The sequence below is a fragment of the Streptomyces sp. NBC_01003 genome (assembly GCF_045162695.1).
GTDB lineage: Bacteria > Actinomycetota > Actinomycetes > Streptomycetales > Streptomycetaceae > Streptomyces.
On sequence record NZ_CP108707.1, the window covers coordinates 6147173 to 6161191 of the forward strand.

At 72.4% G+C, this 14019-nt stretch carries 9 protein-coding genes and 1 pseudogene; 7 read left to right on the forward strand and 3 right to left on the reverse strand.

Annotation, left to right across the window (positions count from 1 at the left end; translation table 11 throughout):
• Positions 1–6 precede the first annotated feature (6 nt).
• The gene (locus tag OG698_RS28075) at positions 7–1413 is read right to left on the reverse strand and encodes an ABC transporter substrate-binding protein (RefSeq protein WP_406106222.1); all 1407 of its coding nucleotides are present in this window, start codon (positions 1411–1413) and stop codon (positions 7–9) included.
• Positions 1414–1624: 211 nt separating this feature from the next.
• Positions 1625–4954, reverse strand: a complete 3330-nt coding sequence (locus OG698_RS28080) for an FHA domain-containing protein (protein WP_406106224.1) — start codon at positions 4952–4954, stop codon at positions 1625–1627.
• A gap of 403 nt (positions 4955–5357) precedes the next feature.
• Between OG698_RS28080 and OG698_RS28085 the strand changes: the two genes are divergently transcribed.
• From OG698_RS28085 to OG698_RS28100, 4 genes and pseudogenes are all read left to right on the forward strand, one after another.
• The gene (locus tag OG698_RS28085) at positions 5358–7025 is read left to right on the forward strand and encodes a protein kinase domain-containing protein (protein WP_406106225.1); all 1668 of its coding nucleotides are present in this window, start codon (positions 5358–5360) and stop codon (positions 7023–7025) included.
• Positions 7026–7177: 152 nt separating this feature from the next.
• Positions 7178–8412, forward strand: a pseudogene (locus OG698_RS28090) (serine/threonine-protein kinase).
• A 79-nt stretch (positions 8413–8491) separates the two neighbouring features.
• Positions 8492–9598, forward strand: coding sequence for a peptide chain release factor 2 (prfB, locus tag OG698_RS28095; protein WP_326775494.1), 1107 nt, complete (start codon positions 8492–8494; stop codon positions 9596–9598).
• Positions 9599–9888: 290 nt separating this feature from the next.
• Positions 9889–10551 (forward strand): hypothetical protein, encoded by a 663-nt coding sequence (locus OG698_RS28100; RefSeq protein ID WP_406106227.1) that lies wholly within the window; start codon positions 9889–9891, stop codon positions 10549–10551.
• Positions 10552–10634: 83 nt separating this feature from the next.
• Here the strand turns inward: OG698_RS28100 and OG698_RS28105 are convergent, their stop codons facing one another.
• Positions 10635–10826 carry a hypothetical protein gene (locus tag OG698_RS28105; protein WP_100593906.1) on the reverse strand — a complete coding sequence of 64 codons (192 nt, stop codon included), beginning with the start codon at positions 10824–10826 and terminating at the stop codon, positions 10635–10637.
• Between the two features lie 291 nt (positions 10827–11117).
• On the opposite strand from OG698_RS28105, the gene ftsE reads away from it, so the two are divergent.
• The 3 genes from ftsE to OG698_RS28120 all read left to right on the forward strand — a co-directional run bounded on the left by ftsE (position 11118) and on the right by OG698_RS28120 (position 14002).
• A complete protein-coding gene (gene ftsE, locus OG698_RS28110; protein ID WP_100593907.1) occupies positions 11118–11807 on the forward strand; it encodes a cell division ATP-binding protein FtsE in 690 nt (229 codons plus the stop codon).
• Between the two features lie 44 nt (positions 11808–11851).
• On the forward strand, positions 11852–12769 hold the full coding sequence (gene ftsX, locus OG698_RS28115) for a permease-like cell division protein FtsX (protein ID WP_384264390.1): 918 nt from the start codon (positions 11852–11854) through the stop codon (positions 12767–12769).
• A 78-nt stretch (positions 12770–12847) separates the two neighbouring features.
• Positions 12848–14002, forward strand: coding sequence for a S41 family peptidase (locus OG698_RS28120; RefSeq protein WP_406106229.1), 1155 nt, complete (start codon positions 12848–12850; stop codon positions 14000–14002).
• The last annotated feature ends 17 nt before the right edge of the window (positions 14003–14019 follow it).

Consider the following 14019-nt stretch of genomic DNA (forward strand, 5'->3'; position numbering starts at 1 on the left):
GCGCCGTCAGCCGTTCTTGTACGCCTTGGCGGCGTCGGCCTCGAGTTGGCGCTGGGTCCCGGCGACGTCCTTCGGGTTCTTCAGGAAGTCCTGGAGGCCCTTCCACTCGCCGACGCCCTGCGTGCCGCCGAACGCCGCGGGCGCCTGGTCGGACATGTCGAAGCGGAAGTCGTCGCCCGCCGCGAGCAGCGCCTTCGCGATGTCCCGGGTGACCGCGTCCTTGTACTTGGCGGTGTCCATCTCCTTGTTGGGGGAGATGTAGCCGCCCTGCGCCGCCCAGATCTCGGCCGCGTCGGTCGAGGAGAGGAACGTGACGAGCGCCTGGGCGCCCTCGCCGCCCTTGAGCGCCACCGCCACGTCGCCGCCGCTGACCACGGGGGCCTTGTCGCCGACCGCCGGGAACGGGAAGACCTTGGCGTCCGTGCCGACCTTGGCCTTGGTGTCGGCGTTGATGTTGGCGGTCACGAAGTCGCCCTCGTAGACCATCGCCGCAGGGGTGTCACCGGAGAACGTCTGCGTGACGGACTTCGGGAACTCCGTGGCGAGCGCGCCCTTGCGGCCGCCCGCGATCAGGTCGTCCTTGCCCCACAGCTCGGCGAGCGTGGTCAGCGCCTCCTTCACGGAGGGGTCCGTCCACTTGATCTTGTGGGTGGCGAGCTGGTCGTACTTCTCCGGGCCCGCCTGGGAGAGATAGATGTTCTCGAACCAGTCGGTGAGCGTCCAGCCGTCCGCGCCGCCGATGGAGACGGCGGGGGAGCCGGCGTCGGACAGCGTCTGCGCGGTGGACAGGAAGTCGTCCCACGTCTTCGGGGTCTTGGAGATCCCGGCCGCCTCGAACGCGGCGGTGTTGTACCAGACCAGCGACTTGTTGGCGGCCTTCACATAGACGCCGTACTGCTTGCCCTTGTACGCCCCGAGGTTCTTCCACCCGGCCGAGAAGTTCTTGTCGACCTGGGCCTGCGCGTCACTGCCCAGCGGCTTGATCCAGCCCTTGTCGGCGAACTGGTGCAGCACGCCGACCTGCGGCAGGAACGCCACGTCCGGCGGCTTGCCGCCCTCGATCTTCGTACTGAGGAACGTGGCGGTGTTGTTGCCCGTCGGCACGAAGTTGACCTTGGCGCCGGTGCGCTTCTCGAACTCTTTGAGGACCTTGGTGAAGTTGTCCTGCTCCGGCCCGGTCCAGACGGCCGCGACCTCCAGGGTCTGCCCGTCGAGCTTGGGCAGCTTGACGGAGGCGCTGCTGCTCTCGCCGCCGCCGCTCGTGTCCTTGCCGCTCTTGTCCTTGCCGTCCCCGCCGCCACAGGCGGTCAGTGTCAGCGCGAGGGCGCCCGCGGTCAGAGCTGCCGCTGCGGCTTTCGCGGCCCCGGACGTCCTCGACGCCCTTGATGTCGTGCGTGTACGAATGCTGCGCATCGCTGCCCCGTTCTCGTCCCGAACGCTGAACGTACGCACCGAACGCTGAACGTACGTATGTGCGCTGTCCCGTGGCGTCTGGTTCTACGCCCGGCCAGGGAGGACAGGCAAGGGCGCCTGCGGTGTCAGCTCCAAGATCGTGACGGGGTCGTGATGTCGGCCTCGAACATGGGGAGTCGGAAATTTCCGGGCCGTCCTGCCGGAGGTCCCGTCACAGAAGCGACGGCACCTCCTGCGCCGCGACGGAACGGGCGGCCCGCTCCAGCGCGCTGGCCAGCAGGGCGAGATCGGTCGGCCCGTTCCCCAGCTCCCTCACGGGGCGCCGGGTCGGCGGGTCGCCCATCCGCGTCCAGTCGAGCTGCACCACCGTGGGCCGCTGCGTGGCCGTACGGGGGATGCGCCCCGTGACCCGGCCCGCCTGGAACGCCAGCTCGCGTCCGTCGGCGCCGGAGAGCCGGCCGCGGCCGGGCGCCGGGTCGTCGGGACCGGCCGACGGGGCGTCGAGCACGACCCGCAGCGCCACGCCCCACGCCGGCTCGGAAGCGGACGCGCGGGCCGCGACCAGATGCACCCCCAGGCGCTCACCGTCCCGGACGACGGCCTCCAGGGCCCGTACGACCGATCCCGCGGCGGGCCGCCCCGGCGAGCCGAGCGGGGGTGAGAGCAGCGCGTCCAGGTCGTCCACCAGGACCACGAGACGGGGCAGGGGCGGGGCCGGATCGGCCTCCTTGCGGGCGGCGGCGGGCCGCAGGCGCAGGGTCGAACTGGGCGGCGTGTCCAGGTCCCCGGCGCCCTGGTCGGCCGTGCGGGTCGGCGCGGGGCGCTGGGCGACCATCCGACCCGAGACCTCGCGCTGGGTGTGCCACTCGGCGAAGTGCCGGCGCCCGAGCAGCTCGGCGCGGCGCTTCAGCTCGGCGGCGAGCGACTGGGCGAACTCCCGCATGCGCACCGGATCGTTGGCGGCCAGATGGGTCGTGACGTGCGGCAGGTCCGTGCAGACGCGCAGTCCGTCGCCCCGGTCGGCGCCGCCGGTACCGTCCCGCCCGTCGACGAGGACGAGCCCGAGCCGGTCAGGACGCTCGGCCGCCGCGAGCGACGCGGCGATCGAGCGCAGCAGCTCCGTACGGCCACTGCCCGCCGGGCCCTCGATCAGCAGATGGGGGCCCTCGGCGGCCAGGTCCACGACGACCGGTCCGCGCGGTCCGGCGCCGAGCACGGCCCACGCGCGCCCGCCGAGCGCCTCCGTGTCGTCCCCGGCGGCGGCCCAGCGGGCCATCAGGGAAGCGGGCGTGGCCCGCGCGAGCCCCAACTCGTCCAGGAGGCGGGCGATTTGGGGCAGCGGTGCGGAGACTCTGGGGTGCGGCTCGCTGGGGCCGCTGTCGGTGCGCAAGGGGGCGAGGGCCCGCGCGAAGCGCTCGGCCCAGGCCACCGACACCGCGTCGATCGCGGCGACCGTGCCGTGCCCGACGACCTGGCCGTGCGACGTCCGCATCAGCCGCAGCGCCGTCGCCACATCACCGCTGAGCAGCGCGACGGCGCCGCACGACTTGAACGCGGGCGACACGGCGCACGCCATTTCATAGGTCTGCGTGACCGGCGACGCGGGCGAGGACGCGGGGGCCTCGGCGAGACAGATGACATGGATCCCGGCCCGGCCGCCTTCCGTCGCGAGCCGCACGGTGGCCTCGCGCAGCCCGGCCGATCCCGGGTCCCCGTCGACGACGAGGACGGTCAGCGGGCCGGTCCAGCGGTGCCCGGCGCCGGGGCCCTGGGGCGGCCAGGTCTCCTCGGCGGCGGGGTGCCCGGCGGGGTGGTCCGTCGTGCGGCCGTCCCGGTCGGCGGTGGGCCTGAAATCGGCGTGGCCGTCCGCCGGGGTGTCGCCCGGCCGGCTCCCCGCGCCCTCGTGCCCGTACGGCCCGGGCATCCGGCCACCGCGCTCGCCGGCGTCTGCGGCTTCACCCGAACGGGACCTCGGCACCATGGGGCCGAAGCCGGCCGGCTGCTGCCCGGCGCGGGCGGCCGTCGTCCCGGTGTCCGGGTGGCGTGACTCGTCGGCGATGTGGTCGTCGAGGCGGCGCAGGAGCTCGCCCGTGCGGGCCACGGCCTGCTCGCGGTCGTACGCCAGGAGGAGCCGGCAGTCCTGGCCGTGCGCGGGACGCAGATGGGGGAGCCAGCCGAGCCAGGACCACTCGGCGGCCCGGTCCTGGACGCTGCGCGACCGGTCCGTGCTGACCAGGACGATCTCCAGGGCGTCCGGCGAGTGCAGCGCCGCGAGCTGCGCGACGACGGAACGGGCCACGCCCGACAGCCGCGCCCGCGGCCCGGCGAGACCGAGCGCGCCCGCCTCCCGCAGCCCCACCGTCACCGGGACGCCGGGCAGCAGCCCTGTGCGGTCCGGGGCCGTCCGGTCGTCCGTGCCGAGCCGCACCGCGAGCGCCTCGGGGTGCTCGGGGCCGCGCTCCCAGAGCCGTGGCCCCGGGCCGAGCGCGGTGAGCAGCAGCGCGGCCGCGTCGGGCCAGGACTCGGAGGATCCCCTGGAGGAGGGGGCGAAGGTCTCGGGGACGTGCGGCGGCGGGCCGTGGTGGGCGCCGGTGTCGTACGGGGACACGTCCTCGCCCGTACGCCCGCCGGCCAGGCGCCGCGCCCAGGCGCCGAGCCCGCCGCGCCTGCGCTGCTCGCGCGGCACGGGTGTCCCGCGCGCGGGGGTGATGGTCGGCGTGCTCTCGGCGGCGGGCGGCCCGGCCTGCTCGGGCACGACGGGGCCGGATCCGGCGGCGAGCGCGGCGGGCCCGTACGCGTGCCGGGTCTCGCCCGCGAGACCGGGCTGGGAGGAGGGGGCTTCGGAGTCGCCCGCGTCCGGGGCCGTCACGCGCACGTGGCCCTCGCCGTCGGGCGCCGTCCGCAGCACGGGCCCCGGAGAACCTGAGGAACCAGTGAAAGACGAGGAACCCGCGGCGCCCTCGGGGGCCAGCCGCAGCGTGGACTCGCCGAGCCGCAGGAGCGCGCCGGGGGCGAGCCGCGCGGGGCGGTCGCCGACAGGGCTGCCGTCGACCGTCGTCCCGTTCGTCGAGCCCAGGTCCGTGACCGTCACCCGGCCGTCCGTGCCGAGCGTCACAGCGCAGTGCATCCGGGACACATCGGGGTCGTCGAGCGCGACATCGGCGTCCGCGGAGCGGCCCACGCGGATCTCGCCGCCGTGCAGCAGATGCACACCACCCGCGTCGGGCCCCGCCACCACATGGAGCTGCGCCGTCGCGCCCTCGATCTCGGGTCCCGGCTCGGCGGGAACACCCAGGGACAGCACGGCCCCGTCGGTCAGCGGCGGCTCGCCCAGCGTGCAGCGCTGCCCGTCGAGCCGCTCGGGTCCCGCATAGAGAATCGCCGTGCCCTCGCCGCCCGCGACGGCCGTCACCAGGGCGGAGGCCACCGCGGCGAGCGCGGTGCCCGCCGGGGCGGTCACCAGCACGTCGCACGACGCCGCGCGGTCTTGCGGGTCGGGGCGCGTCCCCAGGGGGTCTACGACGGTCAGCCGGATCTGCATCGCGTCAGCGGTCCCTTCTGCGCGGGCGCCCGGGAAGGGGCTGCACCGCGGTCACCCCACCGCAGATCCCCCACCGCACAACGGGCACGTAGGCCAGTACGAGAGGCATCCTCGCACTTGCCACCGACAACACGCCCGTCGGCCACCCGTAAGTGATCTTGATTGGTCGGCTCTGCCCGCAAAAGTGCCTGCATGATGCCGCTTGGGACCGCTCACCCCCTTGCCGGCGGCAACCAACAGCCCACCCCGAGCGTCTTTCCGTCGAACGCGGCTGTGGCGGGCGGGGAGTCGCGGAAGATCAACAGACAGTGGGTTGTTCGACGGCACTACAGTGGGTCGGAACACCCAAGAACGAGCAAGACCAAGCAGTACGCCAGTACGCAGCAAGCAGGGAGCGCATGACGTGCGGCCGGTAGGCAGTAAATACCTGCTCGAGGAGCCGCTCGGACGCGGCGCCACGGGCACCGTCTGGCGGGCCCGCCAGCGGGAGACCGCGGGGGCCGAGGCGGCCGTCGCCGGGCAGCCCGGCGAGACCGTGGCGATCAAGGTCCTCAAGGAGGAGCTCGCCAACGACGCGGATGTCGTGATGCGCTTCCTGCGCGAGCGCTCCGTGCTGCTCCGCCTGACGCACCCCAACATCGTGCGCACCCGCGACCTGGTCGTCGAGGGCGAGCTCCTCGCCCTCGTCATGGACCTGGTCGACGGCCCCGACCTGCACCGCTACCTCCGCGAGAACGGCCCCTTCTCCCCGGTGGCCGCGTCCTTGCTGACCGCCCAGGTCGCGGACGCGCTCGCGGCGAGCCACGCGGACGGCGTCGTGCACCGCGACCTGAAGCCGGCGAACGTCCTGCTGAAGCAGGACGGCGGTGAGATGCATCCCATGCTCACCGACTTCGGCATCGCCCGCCTCGCCGACTCCCCGGGCCTGACCCGCACCCACGAGTTCGTCGGCACGCCCGCGTACGTCGCGCCGGAGTCCGCCGAGGGCCGCCCGCAGACCAGCGCGGTGGACATCTACGGCGCCGGAATCCTGCTGTACGAGTTGGTCACCGGCCGGCCCCCGTTCTCCGGCGGCTCCGCGCTCGAGGTCCTGCACCAGCACCTGAGCGCCGAACCGCGCCGCCCGTCCACCGTGCCCGACCCGCTGTGGACGGTCATAGAGCGCTGCCTGCGCAAGAACCCCGAGGAGCGCCCCAGCGCCGAGAACCTCGCCCGCGGCCTGCGCGCCGTCGCCGAGGGCATCGGCGTGCACGCGAACTCCGCGCAGATCGCGGCGGCCGAGGGCGTCGGCGCCCTCCTGATGCCGGACCCGGCGCCCGCGCAGGTGCCGGGCGTGCCCGGCGCGGCCGACCCGACGCAGGTCCTGCCCAGCAACGCCGGCTCGTACGACCCGAACGCGGCGACGAGCGTCATGCAGTCCACCGGCACCGGCGACGCCGACCCCACCTCGGTCCTGCCGAACCGGGGCGCCGCCGACCCGACGGCCGTCATGCCGCCGGTCCCGCCGCACCAGCCGGGCGCGAACCCGGACGACCCGCACCCCTGGCAGAACCAGATGCGGGCGGCCCGCGACCGCAACGAGCAGACGCAGGTCCAGTACCTGAACCCGAACGAAGACCCGCTGCGCCGCCGGCCGCAGCGCCAGCAGGGGCGCCCGCAGCAGCCGCCCCAGCAGCCGCAGCAGCAGTACGCGCCCCAGCAGCCCCGCCGGCAGCAGCCGCACCCCCAGCAGCAGCAGTACGCGCCGCAGCCCCAGCAGCAGCAGTACGCGCCGCCGCAGCAGCCCCGCCAGCCGCAGCCGCAGGCGCCGCAGCGTGAGCCGCGGCAGCCGAGGCAGCGCAGTGCGAACCGGATGAAGATCCCGGGGCTCGGCTGCCTCAAGGGCTGCCTCTTCATGATCGTCATGCTGTTCGTGGTGAGCTGGCTCGTCTGGGAGTTCACCCCGCTCCAGGACTGGATCGGCACGGGCAAGTCCTACTGGGGCCAGCTCTCGTCCTGGTACCACACGGTCTCCGACTGGGTCGGCGACCTCGGTGGCGGGGGCTCGGGCAGCGGCGGGTCCGGCGCCTAGCGGGTTCCGGCAACTGAAAAACGCCCCACGGCCCCGCTTCAGCCGTGAGGTTGGAGATTTGTCGACTTCCGGGGGTGATTTCCCCCGTGGATGTGATGCTTGGCGTCCGAGCCGCGTAGCTTGGGCGCCAACACGCGTCTGTAGGAGCAGTCTTGGCACGGAAGATCGGCAGCCGGTACACCGCGAACCAGATCCTGGGACGCGGCAGCGCCGGCACGGTGTGGCTGGGCGAGGGACCCGAGGGGCCCGTCGCCATCAAGCTGTTGCGTGAGGACCTGGCCTCCGACCAGGAGCTCGTGGGCCGCTTCGTCCAGGAGCGCACGGCCCTGCTCAGCCTGGACCACCCGCGCGTGGTCGGCGTCCGTGACCTGGTGGTCGACGGGAACGACCTCGCCCTGGTCATGGACCTCGTACGCGGCACCGACCTGCGCACCCGCCTCGACCGCGAGCGGCGCCTGGCCCCCGAGGCCGCGGTCGCCATCGTCGCCGACATCGCGGACGGCCTCGCCGCCGCGCACGCCGCCGGGATCGTGCACCGCGACGTGAAGCCGGAGAACGTCCTCCTGGACATGCAGGGCCCCCTCGGCCCCGGCGGCTCCCACCCGGCGCTCCTGACCGACTTCGGCGTCGCCAAGCTCATCGACTCCCCGCGCCGCACCCGCGCCACGAAGATCATCGGCACCCCGGACTACCTCGCCCCCGAACTCATCGAGGGCCTCCCGCCGCGCGCCGCCGTCGACATCTACGCCCTGGCGACGGTCCTGTACGAGCTGCTCGCCGGCTTCACGCCCTTCGGCGGCGGCCACCCCGGCGCGATCCTGCGCCGGCACGTCACGGAGACGGTCGTCCCGCTGCCCGGCATCCCCGACGAGCTGTGGCAGCTCCTCGTCCAGTGCCTGGCGAAGGCGCCCGCGTCCCGTCTGCGCGCCTCGGAGCTGGGAGCCCGCCTGCGCGAGCAGCTGCCCCAGCTCGCCGGGATGGCGCCCCTCGACGTGGACGAGCCGGACACCGAGCCCGACCCGGAGCCGGAGGCCGCCCCGGCCGCGCCCGAGGCGCCCGCCGCCCGCCGCGGCGCCGTCCCCCTGGTCCCCGGCGCGACCCCGGCCGACTCGAACAGGGACACGCACACGTCGATGCGCGTCCCGGCCCCCGACGAGCTGGCGGGCGGCGCCCGCGGCACCGCCCGCGCCCCCGCGCGGCCGGCGCACCCCGCCCCGGCTCGGCCCGCCACCGCGCCTCCGCCCGCCGCCGCAGGATCACCCTCGGCGTCGCCGGAGCCGTCCTGGTGGCGGCGGCCGGCATCGGCACGTGGGCGGCCGTGGGCGGCGACGACGCGGACGCCACCCCCGGCAAGGACCCCGGACAGTCGGCCCCCGCCTCCCCCTGAGACGGCCCGGCAGAGCGCCCGGACCCGGCCCCGCGGCCACCAGGACCGGAGCACTTGCCCCAGCCGTTACGCTGGTGTCGTGGCAGTCGTCGACGTATCCGAAGAGCTCAAGTCCCTCTCCTCGACCATGGAGTCGATCGAGGCCGTCCTGGACCTCGACAAGCTGAGGGCAGATATCGCCGTGCTCGAGGAGCAGGCGGCCGCACCGTCCCTGTGGGACGACCCCGACGCGGCACAGAAGATCACCAGCAAGCTGAGTCACCTCCAGGCCGAGGTGCGCAAGGCGGAGACCCTGCGCGGCAGGATCGACGACCTGAGCGTGCTCTTCGAGATGGCCGAGGAGGAGGACGACCCGGACACCCGTGCCGAGGCCGAGTCCGAGATGACCTCCGTCAAGAAGGCGCTGGACGAGATGGAGGTCCGCACCCTCCTGTCCGGTGAGTACGACTCCCGTGAGGCGCTGGTCAACATTCGCGCCGAGGCGGGCGGCGTCGACGCCGCGGACTTCGCCGAGCAGCTCCAGCGCATGTACCTGCGCTGGGCCGAGCGCCACGGCTACAAGACCGAGGTCTACGAGACGTCGTACGCGGAAGAGGCCGGCATCAAGTCGACCACCTTCGCCGTGCAGATCCCGTACGCGTACGGGACGCTCTCGGTCGAGCAGGGCACGCACCGCCTGGTCCGTATCTCGCCCTTCGACAACCAGGGCCGCCGCCAGACGTCCTTCGCGGGCGTCGAGGTGCTCCCGGTCGTCGAGACGACCGACCACGTCGAGATCGACGAGTCGGAGCTGCGCGTGGACGTCTACCGCTCCTCGGGCCCCGGCGGCCAGGGCGTGAACACGACGGACTCCGCGGTCCGCCTGACCCACCTGCCCACCGGCATCGTGGTCTCCTGCCAGAACGAGCGCTCGCAGATCCAGAACAAGGCGACGGCCATGAACGTTCTGCAGGCCAAGCTCCTCGAGCGGCAGCGTCAGGAGGAGCGGGCCAAGATGGACGCCCTCAAGGGCGACGGCGGCAGCTCCTGGGGAAACCAGATGCGTTCGTACGTCCTGCACCCGTACCAGATGGTCAAGGACCTCCGGACGGAATTCGAGGTCGGTAATCCGCAGTCGGTGCTCGACGGCGAGATCGACGGTTTCCTCGAAGCGGGAATTCGCTGGCGCAAGCAGCAGGAGAAGTAACCTCAGGCCTTTTCCAGCTTTGTCGACAAGGCAACTGCCGCCCACCGGGCGGCAGTTGCCTTTTACGTCACAGTCACATGTCCGTACGTCGGTCAACTCCCTAGATTTCGGGCATCACGTACGCAACGACCTTGACGCTGACATGAAAACTGGGAAGGCTGACGCGTGGCATGCGTATCAGTGGGACGCGTGTGCACCGGGGGGCGGGTCAGCAGTGGCCGACCACCCCCGGGCAGCCCCCGTCCCGCGCGCTGCTCCATCAACGATTAGCTACTGGGGGTAGCAGGCAGATGACCAAGAAGACGCGCATCCGTGTCGCGCGGATAGCAGCCGGTGCGGTGATCGCGGCGGGTGCGTCGCTGACCGCCGCGGGCGCCGCTTCGGCCCTCGACATCGGCGTCAACCTTCCGGGCGCCGGCGTGAACGTGCACGCGGGCGAGGACGGTGTCGGGGTCGGCGTCGGTATCGGCGGCGACGAGGACCCGACGGACCCGCCCACCGACCTCCCGACGGACCCGCCCACCGACCCGACGGACCCGCCGACCGAGGACCCGACCGACCCGCCCACCTCGGAGCCGACGGACCCGACGGAGGAGCCCACCGAGCCGACCGAGGACCCGACCGCACCGACCGAGGACCCCACCGACCCGGGTAACGGGAACGGCGGCGGCAACGGTGGTGGCGGCGGCCACCACGGCGGCGGGAACGGCAACACCGACCCCGACGGCGGCAACAACCCGGTCGAGCAGGGCCAGGGCAAGGACAGCCTGCAGGACACCGGCTCCGTGCCGGCCGCCCAGCCGGCCCAGAACGGCAAGTCCGGCGGTGAGCTGGCCGAGACCGGCGCCGCCGAGACCACGTTCCTGCTGATCGGCGCCGCGACGATGATCGCCGGCGGCATCGGCTTCCGCCTGCTGCCCCGCCTCGTCGGCGGCGGCCGCACGGTTGCCTAAGCAGCCGTAGGCGCGTACGTCCTGTACGTCCGCACGTAACGCGAGAAGGGCCCGGAGCGTCGCTCCGGGCCCTTCCTCGTGTCCTAGACGGTCTGGTGCGCGAGGAGCGCCACCGCCGCGATGAGCACAGCCACCAGGGCTATCAGGGCCATCGGGTGAAGCCCCGCGAACGGGCTCTCCTGCTGAAGCCGCTCGCGGTTCGCCCGGCACACGGGGCAGCGGCCCTCGCTCACGGGCGCCGCGCAGTTCGCGCACACCAGCCGGTCATAGGTCATGCGCTCTTCCTCCTCCCGCGCGGCGGAGCCGCCACAGCGTAATTCTCTCCGCTCAACGCTCCGGGGACCGCAACCGTTCCCCCTACCACTGTGCCAGCTTCCAGGGATTTCGGCGCGCCTCCCCGAATGCTGCCCCTTTGGACCCGTTCCGTTCCCGCCATGACCCGGCCACGACCAGGCAATCAACGGGACAAAACGCTCATCCAAGGACGCCGACTGCGCCGCGGAGCCCGGTTCGCGTATGGTCACGCACACCTACCCCCGTCGCCCACGATGCACCGAGGCGCACCCGTGATCCGATTCGACAACGTCTCCAAGGCCTACCCCAAGCAGACCCGGCCCGCCCTCAGGGATGTGTCCCTCGAGGTCGAGCGCGGCGAATTCGTCTTCCTTGTGGGATCTTCCGGCTCCGGAAAGTCCACTTTCCTGCGGCTGATCCTGCGCGAGGAGCGCACCAGCCACGGCCAGGTGCACGTCCTGGGCAAGGACCTGGCACGACTGTCCAACTGGAAGGTGCCGCAGATGCGCCGCCAGCTCGGCACGGTCTTCCAGGACTTCCGGCTCCTGCCCAACAAGACCGTCGGCGAGAACGTCGCCTTCGCGCAGGAAGTCATCGGCAAGTCCCGAGGCGAGATCCGCAAGTCCGTGCCCCAGGTGCTCGACCTCGTCGGCCTGGGCGGCAAGGAGGACCGGATGCCCGGCGAGCTCTCCGGTGGTGAGCAGCAGCGCGTGGCCATCGCCCGCGCCTTCGTGAACCGCCCCAAGCTCCTGATCGCCGACGAGCCGACCGGCAACCTCGACCCGCAGACCTCGGTCGGCATCATGAAGCTGCTGGACCGGATCAACCGCACCGGGACGACCGTCGTGATGGCCACCCACGATCAGCAGATCGTGGACCAGATGCGCAAGCGCGTCATCGAGCTGGAGAAGGGCCGTCTCGTCCGCGACCAGTCGCGCGGCGTCTACGGCTACCAGCACTGAGCCCCGTGAGCACCAGAGCACTGAGAAAGGCCTGAGCAGACGCCATGCGCGCCCAATTCGTCCTGTCGGAGATCGGCGTCGGTCTCCGCCGAAATCTCACGATGACCTTCGCGGTCATCGTCTCGGTCGCCCTCTCACTCGCCCTGTTCGGCGGCTCGCTGCTCATGCGTGACCAGGTGAGCACGATGAAGGGCTACTGGTACGACAAGGTCAACGTCTCGATCTTCCTGTGCAACAAGGGCGACGCCGAGTCGGACCCGAAGTGCGCCAAGGGAGCCGTCACCGCCGAGCAGAAGCAGCAGATCGTCTCCGACCTGGACAAGATGCCGGTCGTCGAGAAGGTCTCCCACGAGTCGGCGGACCAGGCGTACAAGCACTACAAGGAGCAGTTCGGCGACTCCCCGCTGGCCAGCTCGCTGACGCCGGACCAGCTCCAGGAGTCGTACCGGATCAAGCTCAAGGACCCGGAGAAGTACCAGGTCGTCGCGACCGCCTTCGACGGGCGTGACGGGGTCCAGTCCGTGCAGGACCAGAAGGGCATCCTGGACAACCTCTTCGGACTCCTCAACGGCATGAACTGGGCGGCGCTCGCCGTGATGGCGCTGATGCTCGTCGTCGCGCTGATGCTGATCGTCAACACGGTGCGCGTCTCGGCGTTCAGCCGCCGCAGAGAGACCGGCATCATGCGCCTGGTCGGCGCGTCCAGCTTCTACATCCAGATGCCGTTCATCATGGAGGCCGCCGTCGCCGGAGTCATCGGCGGTGTGGTCGCCTGCGGCATGCTCCTCGTGGGCCGCTACTTCATGATCGACCACGGTCTGGCGCTCTCCGAGAAGCTGAACCTGATCAACTTCATCGGCTGGGACGCGGTCCTGGCCAAGCTGCCGCTCGTCCTCGCGATCGGCCTGCTGATGCCCGCGATCGCCGCTTTCTTCGCGTTGCGCAAGTATCTGAAGGTGTGACAAGACTCCCCGGAGTTGCAGGGCGCCGTGCGGCTCAACGAGCCGTACGGCGCTTCGCGTTGTCCTAGACTCACCGTCATGTCAGGCCCCGAGTTGTTCTCCCGGCCCCGCCGCTTCGGCCGCGGGGCGGCCCTGACATTGGTCTTCGCGAGCGTCCTCGCGACCGGCGTCGCGACGGGTTCGTGGAGCGCCGACGGCCACAAGTCCGAGGAGCTTCCGGCCGGTTCGGCCGCCGGCGCCGGACACGAGGACGTGAGAGACGCGGCCGCCGGGGCGATGGCCGACGGCAAGTCCCCTACGCAGGCTGCCGAGGAGGCCGTCAGCCGCAGCGGCGACCGCTGGGGCGCGGTGTACTCGCAGGGTGAGTACAAGGAGTTCGAGCAGGAGCTCGACGGCCAGTACACGGGCGTCGGCCTCTGGGCCCGGCGCACGGCCGACGGCCGCATTGAGGTCTCCAAGGTCGGTTCCGGGTCCCCCGCGGCCCATGCGGGCGTGCGCCCCGGCGACCGGCTCCGCACCGTCGACGGCCGGCCCGTCGACGGCCGCCCCGTCACCGAGGTCGTCTCCCTGCTGCGCGGCGAGCACGCGGGGACGGCGGTCCGCCTCGGCCTGGCGCGCGGCACGCGCGCGTGGACCGAGACCCTGCGCCGGGCGAACCTCGCCACCGAGTCCGTCAGCGTCTCCCGCCTCCCGGGCGGCACCGTCCTGATCAAGGTCGCGGCCTTCACCAAGGGCTCGGGCGAGCGCGTACGGTCCGCCGTGCGCGACGCCCCCCACGGTGACGGCGTCCTCCTCGACCTGCGCGGCAATTCCGGCGGCCTGGTCACGGAGGCGGTCACCGCGGCGTCGGCGTTCTTCGACGGCGGGCTCGTGGCGACGTACGACGTACGCGGACGGCAGCGCGCCCTGCACGCCGAGCGCGGCGGCGACACCTCCAGACCTGTGGTCGTGCTCGTCGACAGCGGCACGATGAGTGCGGCCGAGCTGCTCACCGGGGCCCTCCAGGACCGCGGCCGCGCGGTCGTCGTGGGCTCGAAGACCTTCGGCAAGGGTTCGGTCCAGATGCCCAGCCGGCTCCCCGACGGCTCCGTCGCCGAGCTGACCGTCGGCCACTACCGCACCCCCACCGGCCGCGGTGTCGACGGCCGGGGCATCACCCCCGACCTCGAGGCCGACGAGGGCGCTCGACAGCGGGCCGAGACAGTATTGAGTGGCCTCGGGGACCCCTCGTAGTGCGAAAATGGCTGCAC

Excerpts from the sequence above, each read along its gene's own strand:
- OG698_RS28080 (WP_406106224.1), bottom strand. The coding sequence starts at position 4,954 with ATGCAGATCCGGCTGACCGTCGTAGACCCCCTGGGGACGCGCCCCGAC.
- OG698_RS28120 (WP_406106229.1), top strand. The coding sequence starts at position 12,848 with ATGTCAGGCCCCGAGTTGTTCTCCCGGCCCCGCCGCTTCGGCCGCGGG.
- OG698_RS28100 (WP_406106227.1), top strand. The coding sequence starts at position 9,889 with ATGACCAAGAAGACGCGCATCCGTGTCGCGCGGATAGCAGCCGGTGCG.
- ftsX (WP_384264390.1), top strand. The coding sequence starts at position 11,852 with ATGCGCGCCCAATTCGTCCTGTCGGAGATCGGCGTCGGTCTCCGCCGA.
- OG698_RS28075 (WP_406106222.1), bottom strand. The coding sequence starts at position 1,413 with ATGCGCAGCATTCGTACACGCACGACATCAAGGGCGTCGAGGACGTCC.
- OG698_RS28105 (WP_100593906.1), bottom strand. The coding sequence starts at position 10,826 with ATGACCTATGACCGGCTGGTGTGCGCGAACTGCGCGGCGCCCGTGAGC.